Source organism: Paenibacillus dauci, from assembly GCF_000971985.1.
GTDB classification, from domain to species: Bacteria; Bacillota; Bacilli; order Paenibacillales; family Paenibacillaceae; genus Saccharibacillus; species Saccharibacillus dauci.
This window is the reverse complement of sequence record NZ_LAQQ01000008.1, coordinates 14815-31586: the sequence shown is the minus strand read 5'-3', so window position 1 is coordinate 31586 and position 16772 is coordinate 14815. Positions and strand designations below refer to the sequence as shown.

At 48.8% G+C, this 16772-nt stretch carries 11 protein-coding genes; 7 read left to right on the top strand and 4 right to left on the bottom strand.

The features are described from left to right. Positions 1-620 precede the first annotated feature (620 nt). A complete protein-coding gene (locus WH46_RS20590) occupies positions 621-2237 on the top strand; it encodes a cellulase family glycosylhydrolase (protein WP_046228161.1) in 1617 nt (538 codons plus the stop codon). A gap of 525 nt (positions 2238-2762) precedes the next feature. Here WH46_RS20590 and WH46_RS20585 read toward each other — a convergent pair. Then, positions 2763-3920, bottom strand: coding sequence for a hypothetical protein (locus WH46_RS20585; protein ID WP_046228160.1), 1158 nt, complete (start codon positions 3918-3920; stop codon positions 2763-2765). A gap of 648 nt (positions 3921-4568) precedes the next feature. Further along, positions 4569-5417, bottom strand: a complete 849-nt coding sequence (locus WH46_RS20580; protein ID WP_052714315.1) for an alpha/beta hydrolase — start codon at positions 5415-5417, stop codon at positions 4569-4571. 418 nt (positions 5418-5835) lie between these two features. On the opposite strand from WH46_RS20580, the gene WH46_RS20575 reads away from it, so the two are divergent. The 5 genes from WH46_RS20575 to WH46_RS20555 all read left to right on the top strand — a co-directional run bounded on the left by WH46_RS20575 (position 5836) and on the right by WH46_RS20555 (position 11198). Next, positions 5836-7527: an AraC family transcriptional regulator gene (locus WH46_RS20575; protein ID WP_082208473.1), complete on the top strand. Its 1692-nt coding sequence runs from the start codon at positions 5836-5838 to the stop codon at positions 7525-7527. A 108-nt stretch (positions 7528-7635) separates the two neighbouring features. Then, on the top strand, positions 7636-8631 hold the full coding sequence (locus tag WH46_RS20570) for an ABC transporter substrate-binding protein (protein ID WP_046228159.1): 996 nt from the start codon (positions 7636-7638) through the stop codon (positions 8629-8631). Further along, the gene (locus tag WH46_RS20565; protein WP_046228158.1) at positions 8631-9644 is read left to right on the top strand and encodes a FecCD family ABC transporter permease; all 1014 of its coding nucleotides are present in this window, start codon (positions 8631-8633) and stop codon (positions 9642-9644) included. The genes WH46_RS20570 and WH46_RS20565 overlap by 1 nt, the downstream gene beginning before the upstream one ends. Next, a complete protein-coding gene (locus tag WH46_RS20560; protein WP_046228157.1) occupies positions 9634-10656 on the top strand; it encodes a FecCD family ABC transporter permease in 1023 nt (340 codons plus the stop codon). The genes WH46_RS20565 and WH46_RS20560 overlap by 11 nt, the downstream gene beginning before the upstream one ends. A 62-nt stretch (positions 10657-10718) precedes the next feature. Then, positions 10719-11198 (top strand): hypothetical protein, encoded by a 480-nt coding sequence (locus WH46_RS20555; protein ID WP_046228156.1) that lies wholly within the window; start codon positions 10719-10721, stop codon positions 11196-11198. Between the two features lie 155 nt (positions 11199-11353). Here WH46_RS20555 and WH46_RS20550 read toward each other — a convergent pair whose 3' ends face one another. Together WH46_RS20550 and WH46_RS20545 are read right to left on the bottom strand one after the other, a co-directional pair. Continuing rightward, positions 11354-12139, bottom strand: coding sequence for a Cof-type HAD-IIB family hydrolase (locus tag WH46_RS20550; RefSeq protein ID WP_046228155.1), 786 nt, complete (start codon positions 12137-12139; stop codon positions 11354-11356). Between the two features lie 208 nt (positions 12140-12347). Further along, the gene (locus WH46_RS20545; protein ID WP_046228154.1) at positions 12348-13694 is read right to left on the bottom strand and encodes a nucleobase:cation symporter-2 family protein; all 1347 of its coding nucleotides are present in this window, start codon (positions 13692-13694) and stop codon (positions 12348-12350) included. A 509-nt stretch (positions 13695-14203) separates the two neighbouring features. Between WH46_RS20545 and WH46_RS20540 the strand changes: the two genes are divergently transcribed. Beyond that, positions 14204-16729 (top strand): rhamnogalacturonan lyase, encoded by a 2526-nt coding sequence (locus WH46_RS20540; RefSeq protein ID WP_156172323.1) that lies wholly within the window; start codon positions 14204-14206, stop codon positions 16727-16729. Positions 16730-16772: the final 43 nt, after the last annotated feature.

Below are 16772 nucleotides of genomic sequence, written 5' to 3'. Positions count from 1 at the left end.
GGTCGAATGGTTCTTCTCATATAACGCCTGCATATGGACGATATTAAATTATCTGCTGTCCAATTCTCTGCTTGCACCTGCATTCTTGCAATTATCAGGATACTTCATCGAATCCAAGCCTGCTTTCGGCTTGCTGATTCAGTCGGGTAGATAGGATCATCAGGGACTTTTTTACCTGAGCCGCCACCCACATTATCGATAACTTGCCTGATTCTGAACAAGTGCTTCACAACTTTGTCCCAATAACCCCCTTCCTTGTTCCTAAGTTACCGCTCCATAGCATTAGAAGAAAAAGAGAGTTGTGCATAAAGAACAAATTTAAAGTATTCGAATCGGGACTATTCAGTCCATAATCCGCTGAGTTAAGCGTTATTAGCCGAACTTCGATTCCTCTGTCCCTTGTTATTTGTAATTTATGACCAAAATCGACCATTAGTTTCCTGCTTCACAACACCTATGCTTCTAGAACTTTATATTCATTTATTGTCAGAAATATATTATTTTGGTTTTGGGATGTATATACTGACGTAGGCAGCAAGGTCTGACCTCTTACTTTTCAAAATCAGTGTGTTTCGCATACTGAAATCCAAGTGAGCAACACCAAAAGGAGACTCTGGAATATGTGGATGAAAACAGTCAAGAAATTCTCTTCCGGCATTCTGGCAGCAACGCTTACCGTAACGCTAGCCGTATCAGCAGGAGGTACGTCTGCCGAAGCAGCAACGACTCCAGTACAGCAGCATGGTCAGCTATCGATCAAGAATGGACGTCTGGTTGATACAAAAGGAACACCGGTACAGCTGAAAGGGATCAGCTCGCACGGTATCCAATGGTTCGGTAACTATGTGAATAAAGACACGATGAAATGGCTGCGCGACGATTGGGGCATCTCGGTGTTCCGTGTAGCGATGTATACGAACGAAGGCGGTTACATTTCCAATCCGTCGGTTGCCAATAAAGTCAAAGAAGCGGTAGCCGCAGCCAAGGATCTGGGCGTTTATGTGATTATCGACTGGCATATTCTGTCCGATGGCGATCCGAATACGTACAAAACACAGGCAAAAACTTTCTTCAATGAAATGTCTGCCCAATACGGTACACTGCCAAACGTAATCTATGAGATTGCCAATGAGCCGAATGGCGGCGTGAACTGGAACAACCAGATCCGTCCGTATGCAGTCGATGTGACCAAGTCTATCCGTGCCAATGACCCGGATAACATCATCATCGTCGGTACAGGCACATGGAGTCAGGACGTACAGGATGCAGCAGACAACCAGCTGCCGGATGCCAATACGATGTACGCGGTGCATTTCTATGCCGGTACCCATGGTCAATTCCTGCGTGATCGCATTGACTATGCTCTGAGCAAAAAGGCACCTGTATTCGTAACCGAGTGGGGCACAAGTGATGCTTCCGGTAACGGTGGTCCTTTCCTGACTGAATCCAAGACATGGGTCGACTTTCTGAATAGCCGCGGAGTAAGCTGGGTAAACTGGTCTCTGTCCGACAAGAGTGAAGCTTCTGCCGCACTGGCACCAGGAGCAAGCTCGACTGGCGGATGGTCCCAGGCCAACCTGTCTACTTCTGGTAAATTCGTCAGAGAGCAGACACGCGCAGGTTCTACAACGGTAGGTGGAGGTACCACAACTCCAACACCTACGCAGCCGACGACTCCTACAACACCAGGTAATGGTGGTAATACAGGCGGTGGCACAACGACTCCGACTCCAGGTACAGGTAGCGGCACTCCAGGCACAGGTACAACAGCACCGGCTAAAGGTGCGCTCTCCCTGCAGTTCCGCAGCGGCGATAATAACCCGTCGGATAACGCTATGCGTCCGGTATTCAATATCAAGAACAATGGAAGCACACCGGTTAAGCTGAGCGATCTGAAAGTGCGTTACTACTTCAATAACGATGGCAAATCCGGTGACCAGACGTATATCGACTGGGCTCAAGTTGGTGCAGCGAATGTAACAACTACATCCAAAGCACTGTCCAGCAGCAAATCGACAGCCAATCGCTATGTAGAATTCTCTTTCACTAATGCAGCCGGTTCCATCCCTGCAGGCGGCCAAAGCGGTGAAGTCCAGGCACGTATTCACCCGTCCGACTGGAGCAACTTTAACGAGACCAATGACTACTCCTACAATAACGGTAACACGACCTTCGCCACTTATAACAAAGTAACCATCTATAACCAGGACAAACTGGTATGGGGCGTCACTCCGTAAGTTTGGATCAAGGTAAGCGTTATGCAGCCTATGGAATACATTAGTACACAACGAGCAATTAGGCGTATTCGTTAAGTCTAATTAAATGCAAAAAAGGACATGCACTTATACACGTGCATGTCCTTTTTTTGATGTTGCCCGCTGAATCAGAAGCAGCCATACTTGCCAACGTAATGCGTAATGCGTAATGCGTAATGCGTAATGCGTAATGCGTAATGCGTAATGCGTAATGCGTAATGCGTAATGCGTAATGTAAATACAAATGACGTACAAGCACATAACGCAGGAAAGGAAATAAGAGCAAAGGACGACATTTAAGCCTGGAGATCCTCATCTATTCCAACTCATAAAGGATCTCCAGGCTTAACCGGAGGACGTGCTCTTATTCCTTTCCGAAGTGGGTGAAGGAAGAACGCCTATCATCTTTATTCTTTTCCGAAGTGGATGAAGGAAGAACGTCTATCAGCCTTATTCCTTTCCAAAGCAAATGAACCCAGTACACCAAGCAGAACACAACACTGCCACCTACAAGTTCTGCGCCGAACTCAACTTCCCATTCCAAAAGTAAAGATACTGATTATGATTGTAAATCCACTGTTCATACGTAATCGATCCCGACTGATAGGTGTTGGCGTCTATAGGCAGCCCCCACGACATAACCACCTGCTCACGGGACATACCGGAAGTAACGCGGTTCTGACTGATCGTATTCCATACGCTATTGCTCCACTTATAGACTGAACGCGGATTTTTGGTAAATAGATATTCTAATGCCATTTTGGTCGCATCCTGATCAGCCGCCACATTGATTCCGAGCAGCTTGCCTTTGGCATTGCGCACAACAATACTAAAATTGTTATCGTCATCTACCTGAAATGACACAAACGTCAGTTTCTCCAGATGCTTAACCCCCGAACCGTTAAAGTTGCGGTTATCAAACCAGACGTTTTGGCCGCGTAGCCAATTCTGTACGGTCAGCAGATCACTTTCCAGTACAAAATCAAGTGCAGGCGCATTGGCGTTGATCTGAATCTCTTCACCGCCGGAATTGATGGCGGTGTTGTAGTATACCGTGCTGCCCGGATCGTAAGAAATATCCGTAATCCAGTAAGCACCCGAATATTGGAAAGGATAAATCTTTTGGCCGATTTTTTTGCCAACACCTGCAGGAAGCTGGCTGATATTGGTCAGAATTTTGCTGGATTCAGCTTTGCCTTTATCACCATCCCAGATAAATAAAGCCAGTGCACTGGAGGCAAATTTGCTCTCCAGATCGCTGATTGCCAGCAATGATTTGAATTGTACATACGTGACTCCTGTATACTGAAAAGAGTTGGAATTGTTGATTGTGACACTGCCTTTGCTGCCCGTCAGACTGAGCGGACTGCCATAATTGATGGTGATGCCTGGAATACGATCCATAATTTTTACAGGGATGTAGAGGGTATTCCCATTTACCAGCTGCGAACGCTGTACTGTGATTTGCAGATTGCCGTTAACATATAGGGCCACCTGCTGATAGGTACTGTTTTTGGCTGGAGCCGCTTGAACCGATGAAGCTGCCGGACCTGCGGCTGCGAACCAGAGGACGGCAACCAACAGCAGAAGCAGCATGCTTTTTACGCCTTTCCCAAAGCGCTTGGCCGACTGCTGTGGCAGATGATACGTTGAATGATGTTGCATATGAAATACCCCTTTTCCCTAATCGATCATCCTGTGGATGTCCGGATGAATCTTCTCATCCATGGGAGCTGATCCATTCAGCTGTATGAGCGCATCGGCTCTATATATGTATAACATGCTGGCAGAACAGTCCCAGACTAATATCGGAAAATAAACCGAAAATCTGAAGCCGTTCCAATAAGCTCTAAAGGGTTTGGGATTGTGGTGACATTAGGGGAATTGCTTCATTCACTCCAGAAAGGAATAAGGACCTGTCCTCCAGTTAAGCCTGAAGATCCTGAATTAGTATTAGAAAAGAAGATCTCCAGGCTTAAAGGTCGTCCTGGTCCTTATTTCCTTTCTTCCGTTACGTGATCAATCATCATTTAAGCCTGATTACAAAAACTGGAAAGAAGTACACACTGACATAAAAGATCAACTGTTGAGAATAAGAAAAGAAGCTATATGTACATAACGCAGGAAAGGAAATAAGAGCAAAGGACGACATTTAAGCCTGGAGATCCTCATTTACTCCAACCAACAAAGGATCTCCAGGCTTAACCGGAGGACGTGCTCTTATTCCTTTCCGAAGTGAATGAACTCAGCACACCAACCGCTCTTATTCCTTCTCGAAGTCATAACCCATCATTAAGCAGTAGCCAATTGATCCTACAACGCCGCAGTACGAAGTGCCGTGCTTACCGCCGTCGGAACCACCGATCCGTGATTTTCACCTGCATACTCACGGAATTGTACATTCAGTCCATGTGCCTGCAGCGGAGCAAGCCGTTCCGCCAGTGCACAGGCATTTTGCAGCATATGAAATGGAGCATCACTCTCCAGTTCACCTGCCGCAATCAGCAGATGATGCTTTCGGGCTTCGGTACGCAGTCGCGCGGCAAACTGCTGCTCTTCTTCGGCGATTTGCGGCTGTCCCCAGTGCAATGAGGGACTGATAGAGACATAATTGCGAAAAGATTCCGGCGAGCTGAACAGCACATGTAGTGTGAATAATCCGCCAAAGGAATGCCCAAACAGCGTCTGATGATCCGTATTAACCGGCAGCAGACTTTCAACCTTGGGCTTCAATACCTGATTGATAAAGCGCAAAAAGTAATCCGCTCCGCCATATTCCGGCCAGGGCAGTCCATCACGGGAAGGTGGCAGATTATCGACGGGTACAGGTAGAGTATAGTCGTAATGCCGCTCCGAGGAGGTGGGTAGTTCAGACGGGTAGCCGATGCCGACGATAATAGAAGGGGTCACGCGGGTCTTCTCCTTGCGGCGGCATTGGGCACGTTCGGCCTCCAGCAGGGTAGAGAAAATAGCATGGCCGTCCAAAGCATAGACGACTGGATAACCTTCTTGCGGTGCTTCCAGATCCGGGATGGACACCATGATTCGGTAATCCCGTCCTTCGGCAGAGCGCAGATCGAACTGCATCGTTCCACGCAGTCGGACTTCCGGATGTATAGGATGATTCGAAGAATAGATAGAGTAAGCAGATTGTTCAGACATTAAATAATACGCCTCCTGTTCATACGGATGGATGATTGCTGTATAGCTGCAGCAGCCGCAGAATGATCTGTATATTCTACCGGCAGTTATATAGCGAAATAAGCATAGTCCCCAGTATAAAAGACCATTTCATCCTCTTCCATGAACAATATTCCGGCAGAACATGGATAATCATCACCTTGAGCCCCTGTATCCATTGACGTGCCGGAGAGAAAAGGGTACATTGATCATATGCTTAATTGAGAATTATTATCAATAGAAAGTCGGATAAAGAAACGTCAAACAAGAACCCATCAAATAAGAGCCATTTTCGCCTGATGAACAGACATACCACATCTCTATAATATTGGAGCTCGATAGAACCGTTACCATAAAATAAAATGACCCTACCAATAAACATCAACCAAAGGAGGAACTTATGATGAACCGTATGCTGGATACCCGTTTGGTTCCTTCATTAGAGAGGGATCAGCATAGTTATCGTCCGTCTGTTCTCGCCAAGCTGGATGAGCTGTCATTTCGACTGCGAGATGTGGAGAAAATACGCCGCAGCAGTGCATTTCATCTTCCCCAGCAGTATACAACTACCTATATAATGATCGTGATCATGGAAGGAGAGGGCGTCCTCACCGATGAGCAGGGCAAGCGTAAAGTGCAGGCGCAGAGCGTACACTGGTTGGCTCCAGGAACCACGCTCGGTCTACGTTCTTCAGGTCGCAAAGGAATCAGTCTGCTGCTGATCCGCTTTGACAGTTATATGGAACAGCAAGATGAGCTGCAGCGGCTGGACCAATCTACCCAAGGCGAAAAAGACGATAGTTACTTCGCCTGCAATGTATCCGGTTCATGGTTGCTGCCTCTGTGTGAATCGCTGTACAAACAATGGACAGCGGGCAAATCCGGCAGCCGGGCACGGGCAGGCAGTCTGTTCGTTCAGATGCTCTGTGATCTGCAGGAGCAGGAATCGGCTGCCGAAGGCGATATTCATATCCAGCTGCAGCGTACATATGCCTACATCGGACGGCATTACCGCGAACCCCTGACCCTGGATCAATTAGCCGATATGGCAGGGATTAGCCGCAATTACTACGTAAGCCTGTTCAAGAAATATTACGGGGAAAGTGTGATCCATTATATTACCCGGCTACGGATGGAAGAGGCACGCAGGTTGATGACCAATCCGGAACTGCGATTGCGGGATATTGCGCATCAGATTGGTTATAATGACGAGTTTTATTTTAGCCGCAAATTCAAGCAGGAGACAGGCGTTACGCCATCTGCCTACATACGCAATCATCAGCGCAAGATTGCTTCTTATGATCCGGTCGTTACCGGTTATCTGCTGGCGATGGGCATTATTCCTTATGCAGCGCCACTGCATCCCAAGTGGACTGGTCATGACAAGCGGCAGTATGCAGCAGACATTCCGGTACATCTAAAAGTACAACGTGCCAATACACAGTGGCGGGAAAATATCAGCATATTAACCAGCTGTCAGCCAGAGCTGATCATTGCACCGAATCATATCAGTCTGCAGGAGAAGCAGCTGCTGGAAAATATCGCTCCTGTGCACTATATGGATGCCTGGTCGACAGAATGGCAGGATCAGCTGCTGCAGTTGGCACGGCAGCTGGGAGAAGAGCAGCAGGCACAGCGCTGGCTGGATCGTTATCACGAGCAGAACGGGCAGATTCGGGGACAACTGTCAGAGCAGGGATTACCGGGACAAGTATTATTTGTTCGTTACTGGAAAGGTCACTTCTATTCCTGCCGACTAACCGAAGCAGGACGTATGCTGCGCGAGGATCTGCAGTTGAATCTGCTCTCATTAACCGGGAATGATGATGAAGAGCATGAAGATCTTCCTTTTACACTGGAACAGATTACCCGCGCCGACGCAGACCGTATACTGCTGCTGATCTGTCAGGAGAGCGAGACCCTGCTGCACTGGAAAGAACTGATCCAACAGCCGAGCTGGCAATCCATGCAGGCGGTCAGACAGGAACATGTTCATATCCTGAGCTCCGATCCATGGCGGGACTGCTCACCGGAAGCATACAAACGGATGGCACAGCAGGCGTTGGCAGTATTCACAGACAATCGTCCATGAGTTTTGTGAAGATTGTCCATGTTCCTGCCGGACAATCCATACTATGATTTCTATTGAGAATCATTATCATCAATTGATATCAATGTCCAAAAGGAGTGCATATACCCAATGAATTCAAGTTTCTCTACACATCGCAAGACGGGCAGATGGTCTGTCCTGATTATACTGCTACTCACCGCTCTACTCGTATCCGCTTGCGGCAGCAGCCAGGCAACTTCTACATCAGCAGCCGGCACAGCTACCAGCGAGAATAGTTCCGGAGAGCAGCGTACTATCACTTACCTGGGCAAAGAATATACGGTTCCTGCAACGGCAGAACGTATCGTCATTACCGGCTCCATGGAAGCGATGGAAGATGCACTACTGCTGGATGTGCATCCGGTGGGTGCGATTACCTATAGCGGCAAGTTCCCGGAGAAATTCGCTTCGATCACCGACCAAGCGGAATCAATCGGGGAGAAGACCGAGCCGAACTTTGAGACGATTCTGTCCCTCAAGCCCGATGTGATCCTCGGTACTACCAAATTCGACGCACCAGTTGTGGAGCAGCTAAACAAGATTGCCCCAACGATTCAGGTATCGCATATCTCTGATAACTGGCAGGATAATCTGAAGCTGATGGGTGAGCTGACCGGCAAGTCCAAAGAAGCCCAGACCGCGATCACCACTTACCAGCAGGATGTAGCCACTGCCAAAGCCGAGTTGAAAGACAAAATGAAAGACAAAACCGTACTGGCTGTCCGTATCCGTCAGGGTTCTGTCTGTGTATATCCATCCAATGTATTTGTAAATGCTGCGCTGTATGAAGATGTAGGTCTGAATGTACCGGATATTATCCAGCAGACCAAAGCCCAGCAGGAAATTTCAATCGAGCAGTTTGCCCAGATCAATCCGGACTATCTGTTTATCCAGTTCTCTACAGATGAGAACCCAGATACCCCGGGAGCACTGGAAGACCTGAAGAAGAACCCAATCCTGAGCAAAACGAAAGCTTTCCAGGAAGGACATGTCTATGTCAATGTCATTGATCCGCTGTCCGAAGGCGGTCCAGCATGGAGCCGTGATCAATTCCTCAAAGCAGCTGTGAAGGAACTGAGTCAATAATGAGCGGCATCCGCAAGTGGTATCCGCTGATCCTGATAGTGAGCGCTCCCCTCCTGGTGGCGCTCACTATTTCCATTTCTATCTTGTATGGTGCCAAGGATATGGATGCTCAGACGATTATCCAGGCATTATTTCATTTTGATCCGAATCAAATCGATCATCAGATCATTATGCAGTCCCGACTGCCGCGTGCGATTGGTACGATGCTGATCGGTGCCTTTTTGGCCGTCTCGGGAGCATTGATGCAGGGTATGACACGCAATTATCTGGCTTCACCATCGATCATGGGTGTCTCGGATGGATCGGTCCTGATGATTACACTGTGCATGATTCTACTGCCTGGCGCTTCTTCGCTAACGATGATCGTGTATTCGCTTATCGGATCGGCGATAGGAGCCGGTATTGTGTTCGGGCTGGCATGGCTACTGCCGAACGGTACATCACCGGTACGGATGGCCATACTGGGTACGATTATCGGTACATTTATGAGCGGAGTGGCGGAAGCGGCTGCAACGTATTTTCAGGTGTCCCAATCGGTGAGCTTCTGGTATAACGCCCGACTAGATCAGATCGATCCGGTGATGATTCGGATGATTATTCCGTTTGCTATCGCCGGTCTGCTGCTGGCGTTGATATTGGCTCGTTCGATTACCGTGCTATCCATGGGTGACGAGATCGCGGCGGGGCTGGGTCAGCGAACCGGTCTGATCAAAGGATTATCCATGCTTGCTGTAGTGCTGCTGACCGGCGTATCTGTAGCACTGGCAGGCAAGATTGCCTTTGTCGGTCTGCTCGTGCCGCATATGACCCGTTATCTGGTCGGTGTGGATTATCGCCGGGTCATCCCATGCTGTGCGCTGTTTGGAGGGATTTTCCTCGGCTGGTGCGATATTTTGAGCCGCTGGGTCAATGCTCCGTTCGAGACGCCGATTGGCGTTATTACCGCTTTGTTTGGTGTACCATTCTTCCTTTACCTGATTCGCCGGAAAGGAGGAAAAACCAATGAAAACTGATTCCATGCGGCGTCTGCTGCTGGTTGTATGTGGTCTGCTACTGCTCATCCTGACGACATTTTATATCAGTCTGACCAATGGTACATTCGATTTGTCGGTTGGGGATATTGTAAAGACGCTGCTGCGTGTGGATCCAGTGGCAGCACACGATCTGGTAATCTTTGATTTCCGGCTGCCCCGAATCGTGCTGGCGATGTTGATCGGACTGGGGCTTGGTATTGCAGGAGCAGTTATTCAGGGCGTGACCCGTAACGGACTGGCCGATCCGGGAATGCTCGGTATCAATGCCGGAGCGAGTATGGCCGTGGTATTGTTTATGCTGATCTTTAAGCAGTCGTTAGAGCTTACCGGTTGGCTCGCTTTTATGGCGATGCCGCTGTTTGGATTATGCGGAGGAGTCGCGGCGGTGATCCTGATCTTCTGGTTTGCCCGGAGTAATGGTCGTTTGGAGCCGCAGCAGTTGATTCTGGTCGGAATAGCCGTCAGTTCGGGATTCTCGGCAGTCACGTTATATCTGTCTCTACGCATGAACCCGGATGACTTTGAAGCGGCAGCCGTCTGGCTGGCAGGGAGTCTGCATAGTGCCAACTGGCAGTATATTACTGCGATGCTGCCCTGGCTATTGATTCTGATTCCGTACATCTGGCGCAAGTCAATGCTGCTCGATGTGATGCAGCTGCATGATGAGACGGCACTCAGTCTGGGGGTACCTCTCACTGCCCAGCGTCAGCGACTGATACTCGCTGCTGTCGGTCTGGTAGCCGCCTGTGTATCCGTATCCGGTGGGATCGGATTTGTCGGTTTGATCGCTCCGCATATTGCGAGACGACTCGTCGGACTACATCATTCCCGGCTGCTGCCGATTAGCGGACTGGTCGGCATGCTGATGGTCGTGCTCGGTGATCTGATTGGCAAGACGATCTTTGCGCCGGCTCAGCTGGCAGCAGGGATTGTAATCTCGATTATTGGCGTGCCCTATTTTGTGTATTTGCTGTTCCGCAGCCGGACATAAATATAGTACGATCTAATTTTGTTATTATAGATGACAGATATTAAATGAGAAGGAGCATACGAATGTACACCATTACAATAAATCCATTAGTGGGTATAGGTTCTATTCAGCTGGGGATGACTGAAATGCAAGTTCAACAAGAACTCCAGAATGCCCCATGGATTAACAACGAAGAATTGTTCCAGACGTTTGAATATGACTCCAATAATCGGCTAAAATTCATAGAGATAAATAACCCTTTTGACTCAGCCGGGTTCAAACTACTATACAAGGATTTGGATCTTTTCAATACCACAGCTGAGGATATCGTAAGCACTATTCGTATCCATACATCATTTGTAAATAATATGGAAGCCGAGCTGGGATATACTTTCTTTTTCAGAGAAATTGGACTTTCCTTGTGGAGGGCTAATGTTATGACAGACGCCATCATTAACTCGCCGGAATTTCTTGCAGAAGTACTTCCAGAAAATTTGGAAGATGAGAAGAGAAATTTATATTTTGCCACTATTGCTGTTACCATACCTTCTTATTACGATTAATGATGCCACACAAGAAAATGAAGAAAAGCCACCGATTGCAGGGTTGATACCCCGGTCCGGTGGCTTTTTGGTATAGAGATTATTTATAAATGATCTCGCTTTATGTGCTTCTGTTATCATTACTGATTTGAGGTATGGAAAGTATTTCTTATTCCTTAATCCAGCAGTCCAACCATTTGCAGACCATGTAGAATGCCATCTTCATCTACATTTTTGGTGACATGTCTGGCAGCTGCTTTGGCTTCCTCTTCACCGTTACCCATGGCAACACTGTTATAGATCTGCTTGAGCATCTCTACATCGTTCAGCCCATCACCGAATGCATACTGGCGTTCCCGCGGGAATCCCAGCTTGTCGGTGATTTTGGAAATGCCGTTGGCTTTGGAACCGCCGGAAGGCAATACATCGACCGACATCGGATGCCAGCGGATAAAGTCAAAGTCGTTGAAATCCGCTTCATACTGCTGCTCGGCACCTTCCAAGCAGAACAGCAGGCACTGGTAAATGTCACGATTTTGATAATACGAAGGGTCAAAGCTCGGGAATTTGCCGACCTGTAGTGTCTTGATGCTGGTCGTAATATATTCATGATCTTCCGGTACATTGGAATGCATATCGTCCGCATCCATATATACGATCGGATTTTCCTTTTCAATCGCTGTTTCGGTCAGCGTCTTCAGCGCGTCAGGATTCAGCGGATTGGTATAAATAACTTCACCGCGCAGTACAACATACTGTCCGTTGTAGCTGACATACGTATCAATTTCCAGCTCTTTGCGAATATCTTCAAACATAAAAGGCGCGCGTCCGGTAGCAATGGCTACTTCGTGTCCGCGTTCACGCAGATCGAAGATGGCCTTTTTGGTGGAAGCGGGAATTTCTTTGTTATGATCCAGCAGGGTTCCGTCAATATCGAAGAAAATAATGCTCTGTTCAGACATGGGCAGCTCCTATCCACTTATCTATATTTGTCATACGAAGAGGGTATTCCGCAGAATACCCACATATATTCCCATTATAGCAAGGAGAGAGTGTGCTTGTCCCGTTATTGAAGGAATTGATTCGGTGATTGATCCTAACACGCAGATAGAACTACTGGATAGTCCGTCAGGTAATCTATCCAGTATAAATTTGGCAGCTCCACATCGATTAACCAGATATCTGTTCCCGAATGACGTTTGTCTCTACCGGTTCGACGGTCTTCGCAGCAGTTGCCGAACGGCCAAAGCGGGAAGAGGCCTGGAAAAACAGATTCAGCAGTATCGCCGACAGACTGCCGGTAATGGTGCCGTCACTGACAATAATGCGCAGCGCAGAGGGGAGCCCGGCGAACAGCTCCGGCACTACGGTTGCACCGATACCAAGTGAGATCGAGCAGGCCACGACGAGCAGATTGCGCTGATCCTGAAAATTCACTTCGGTCAGCATACGGATACCAGAAGCGACGACCATACCGAACAGTACGACAGTAGCTCCGCCCAGCACTGCCGCCGGAATCACGGTTGCCAGTGCTGCGATCTTGGGCACCAGACCAAGTACGACCAGAATACCGGAAGCCATCACAATTACATTACGCGTTTTGACCCGGGACAGCTCGACCAGACCAACATTCTGAGCAAATGTATTATATGGAAAAGCATTGAACAATCCGCCCAGCACAATCGCGATACCTTCTGTACGATAACCGCGGGTCATGTCCTGAGGGGTGAGTTTCTGATCACAGACACGTCCAAGAGCGAGGAATACGCCGGTCGATTCAACGATAATGACCATGCAGACGATAATCATGGTCAGAATAGGAGCAATCCGAAACTCTGGCATGCCAAAGGCGAAAAACTGCGGCAGATGGAACCAGGACGCTTCGCTGACCGCTGCCAGGTTTACTTTTCCCATCAGGGCAGCGACTATCGTACCTGCTACAATCCCGATCAATACCGACAGTGAGCGCATAAATCCGGTGAAGAATCGATTGATGATCAGAATGAGTGCCAGTACGCCAAAGGAAAGCAGCAAATTGTGCAGACTGCCGAATTCGGGGCTGGTGGCTCCGCCTGCCATATTTTTGATGCCGGTGGGGATCAGCGAGAGACCGATGACTACAACGACTGTACCGGTCACAACCGGCGGGAACAATTTGATCATTTTCCCGAACCATCCGGCAAAGACGGCTACAAACAAACCGGCTGCTATAATCGCACCATAGATCGCGCCCAGACCGTACTGGTTACCGATACCAATCATGGGCGTAATAGCGACAAAGGAGCTGCCCAGCATTACCGGCAGCCCAATACCCAGATACCGGGTCTTCCATGCCTGCAGCAGCGTGGCGATCCCGCAGGTCAGCAGATCGATAGCTACCAGATAGGACAGCTGCTCTCCCGTCAGATTAAGCGCTCGTCCAACGAGCAGGGGTACCAGAATCGCTCCGGCGTACATCGCCAGTACATGCTGCAGTCCGAGTGAGAAAATTCTTCCTCCAAGCACCTTGTTCTCCATCATATCCGCCCCTTTTGTAGAAAATTAAATTCCATGTCAACAAAGTTAATCTGAATAATTTCTGATTTAACGTTATCTTAGAGGTTGTGTGAGGATTTGAAGAGATAGTTTTGATTATTTTGGAAATAAATATAACTTAACAGGATTAGACTATGCATAAATGTAACTATTATGTTAATTAATATTACATGTAAGATATATGATGATTTTTGCATTGATCAATAAACAGATTATCTAGTGTACGCGTCGGCAAAGCTGGAAAATAAAGGCTCTGTTATTTAAACAGATAAACCGGATTTGTGAACAGCGTCTGTAACCGCAGAATTCTATAATAGAAACAACCTGCTGAAATAAGCCCCATTGCTTATCTGACAGGAAACAGCCTAGTGAACAAGCGCAATCCAGCAGAGAAGGAGGATGGTCGTTGTAACAATGGACAATATCAGTTGCACCTACTATTGTAAGCGTTATCATATTACCCACTACTATTCGAGGAGAGTGAATAACGTATGAGAGAAAGGCAGCATTCATGGGCAGTGAAGACACTGGCAGTAGCACTGGGTATTGCACTGGTGCTTCCGACTGGGGGATTATCCGCCGCCGATCCGGTGAGCGTGCAGAGTAGCAGTCATTCGCAGCGAGGAGTACAACTGGAGAGTCTGGATCGCGGATTGGTCGCAGCCAAGACCAGCGATGGAATATTTATTAGCTGGCGTCTGCTCGGCAATGAAGTCAGTGGTTATTCCAAAACTGGGCTGACGGGTACAGACTTTGCTTTGTATCGCAACGGCAAGTTCGTCACCGTTGTAAAAGACAGTACCAATTATCTGGATCGCCAGGGTTCTGTCAAAGACAGTTATCGTGTCCTGCCTCTGTCTGCACGGGGTTCCGGTAGTAATAACAGCAGTGCTTCGCTGACAACAGATGCTACCGCAGATCAGGTAAGTGATGATGTCTACCAGCAAGAGGCTATGCAGCAGGCAAGTGCAGATCAGGGCGGAGATGCGGCTACATATCGTGCACAGACCGATGAAGGCTCTGCCCAGCTGAAGCAGTATGCTGCCGACTATGGCATCAGTGCTGCGAGTCTGAGCCGACCGAATAAGCAAAAGTGGAGCCCTCCGGCAACAGTATGGAATGATACCTATTATGATCTGCCGCTGCAGAAACCGGCGGATGGCGTAACTCCGACAGGTGAAGCTTATACGTATTCAGCCAACGATATGAGTGTAGGTGATGTAGATGGTGACGGAGAGTATGAATATTTCGTCAAATGGTATCCGTCCAATGCCAAGGATGTCTCTCAAAAAGGATACACCGGCAATACGTACATTGATGCGTATCGACTCGATGGAACCCTGCTGTACCGGATTGATCTGGGAGTGAATATCCGCTCGGGAGCGCATTATACCCAGTTCCTTGTTTATGACTTTGACGGGAATGGCAAAGCCGAACTGATGATGAAGACCGCACCGGGAACAAAGATTACCCGTTATGGCAAACGCGGCAATGTCGTCTCCGAGCAGTACATTTCCCTTCCCAAGGAAGATGGTCAAGCCGGATACTCCAATAGTGATGACTACCGGATGAGCAGTACGGATTATTATGATCATGTGGTGCAGATGTTCCAGAACTGGAGCGAGCATCCTGAAGTGAAAAATGGTCACTGGCCGAAGACACTGGAAGAATGCTTTGGCATCGCACCGAAGTATCAGTATCCGTTGTCCCTCCAAGATGCCAAAGCGCTGACCGATTACTTTATGGATGTCTATGCTCCTGCCCGCAGTACGCGCAACAATCTGCGCGATTTTGAAGGCTTTATCGTAAAGGGTCCGGAATACATGACTGTATTCGAAGGACGCAGCGGCAAGGAAGAAGACACGGTTCGTTACGAGCCGGAGCGCACAGATGATGGACTGATGTGGGGAGATTATGCAATGGCTCGCATTGAGCCGGGCAACCGTGTAGACCGTTTCCTCGCGACTGTCGCCTATGTTAATGGCAAGACCCCATCTGCTGTATTCGCACGCGGTTATTATACCCGTGCAGCACTTGTCTCCTACAACTGGGATGGCAAGAAAATTGGCAAGGACTGGACAGCCGATAGCGGCTGGGCGATCATGAGCAACCCGTTCAATGATGGACCGCATGGTCGTGACGGTACCGATCCGGATCTGGGACCGCTGGCTGGGCAAGGTGCCCACTCGCTGACCGCAGCGGATGTGGATGGTGACGGCAAAGATGAGATCGTCTATGGTTCCGGTACAGTAGACAATGACGGCAGCCTGCTGTACAGCTCGACAGACGTGATGCCGGCAGGCAGTGCCATACCTGGACAGATTGCCAAGCTGGGTCATGGCGATGCACTGCATGTGTCCGATCTGGACCCATCGCATCCAGGCATGGAGATCTATATGGTACATGAAGGCGGAACGTATGCACCGTATGGTTATGCCATGCGCGATGCAGCGACCGGCAAAGTGCTGTTCGGTGCCTATAGTGGCAAGGATACCGGTCGCGGCATGGTCGGCGATATCGATCCTACCCGCCCAGGTCTGGAAGCATGGGCGACCGATCTGCGTACAGCCAGTGGTGAGCTGATTGGCCGGAGCGCACCGGGTACGAATATGAATATCAAATGGAGCGCAGATATGACGACCCAGGTCGTAGATGGTGCACTGGAAGTAACGCCAAGTATCCAGAACTGGCAAAAGGGACCGGTGCTCGTAGCCAATGGTACTCTGACGAATAACGGCACCAAAGGCAATCCGTCGCTGGTCGCGGACATTTTCGGAGACTGGCGTGAAGAGCTGCTGCTGCGCACGGCAGACAGTTCGGCGATCCGTATCTATCTCAGTACCGAAGTGACCAACCACAAACTGTACACCCTGATGCATGATACCCAGTATCGCACAGGCATTGCACGCCAGAATACAGCCTACAACCAGCCAAGTTATACCAGCTTCTATCTGGCTTCCGATACAGACTGGTCACGGGTACCGAAGCCGGACTTTTATACACCGGGTCGCAAGTAAACGGGAATTCGCGAGATACACTTACTCCAGCAGTAGGATCGAT

What these genes read in the sequence shown, in the direction of transcription:
- WH46_RS20545 (WP_046228154.1), bottom strand. Translation starts at nt 13,694, where the DNA reads ATGGAGAACAAGGTGCTTGGAGGAAGAATTTTCTCACTCGGACTGCAG.
- WH46_RS20560 (WP_046228157.1), top strand. Translation starts at nt 9,634, where the DNA reads ATGAAAACTGATTCCATGCGGCGTCTGCTGCTGGTTGTATGTGGTCTG.
- WH46_RS20580 (WP_052714315.1), bottom strand. Translation starts at nt 5,417, where the DNA reads ATGTCTGAACAATCTGCTTACTCTATCTATTCTTCGAATCATCCTATA.
- WH46_RS20540 (WP_156172323.1), top strand. Translation starts at nt 14,204, where the DNA reads ATGAGAGAAAGGCAGCATTCATGGGCAGTGAAGACACTGGCAGTAGCA.
- WH46_RS20570 (WP_046228159.1), top strand. Translation starts at nt 7,636, where the DNA reads ATGAATTCAAGTTTCTCTACACATCGCAAGACGGGCAGATGGTCTGTC.
- WH46_RS20585 (WP_046228160.1), bottom strand. Translation starts at nt 3,920, where the DNA reads ATGCAACATCATTCAACGTATCATCTGCCACAGCAGTCGGCCAAGCGC.
- WH46_RS20590 (WP_046228161.1), top strand. Translation starts at nt 621, where the DNA reads ATGTGGATGAAAACAGTCAAGAAATTCTCTTCCGGCATTCTGGCAGCA.
- WH46_RS20565 (WP_046228158.1), top strand. Translation starts at nt 8,631, where the DNA reads ATGAGCGGCATCCGCAAGTGGTATCCGCTGATCCTGATAGTGAGCGCT.
- WH46_RS20555 (WP_046228156.1), top strand. Translation starts at nt 10,719, where the DNA reads ATGTACACCATTACAATAAATCCATTAGTGGGTATAGGTTCTATTCAG.
- WH46_RS20550 (WP_046228155.1), bottom strand. Translation starts at nt 12,139, where the DNA reads ATGTCTGAACAGAGCATTATTTTCTTCGATATTGACGGAACCCTGCTG.
- WH46_RS20575 (WP_082208473.1), top strand. Translation starts at nt 5,836, where the DNA reads ATGATGAACCGTATGCTGGATACCCGTTTGGTTCCTTCATTAGAGAGG.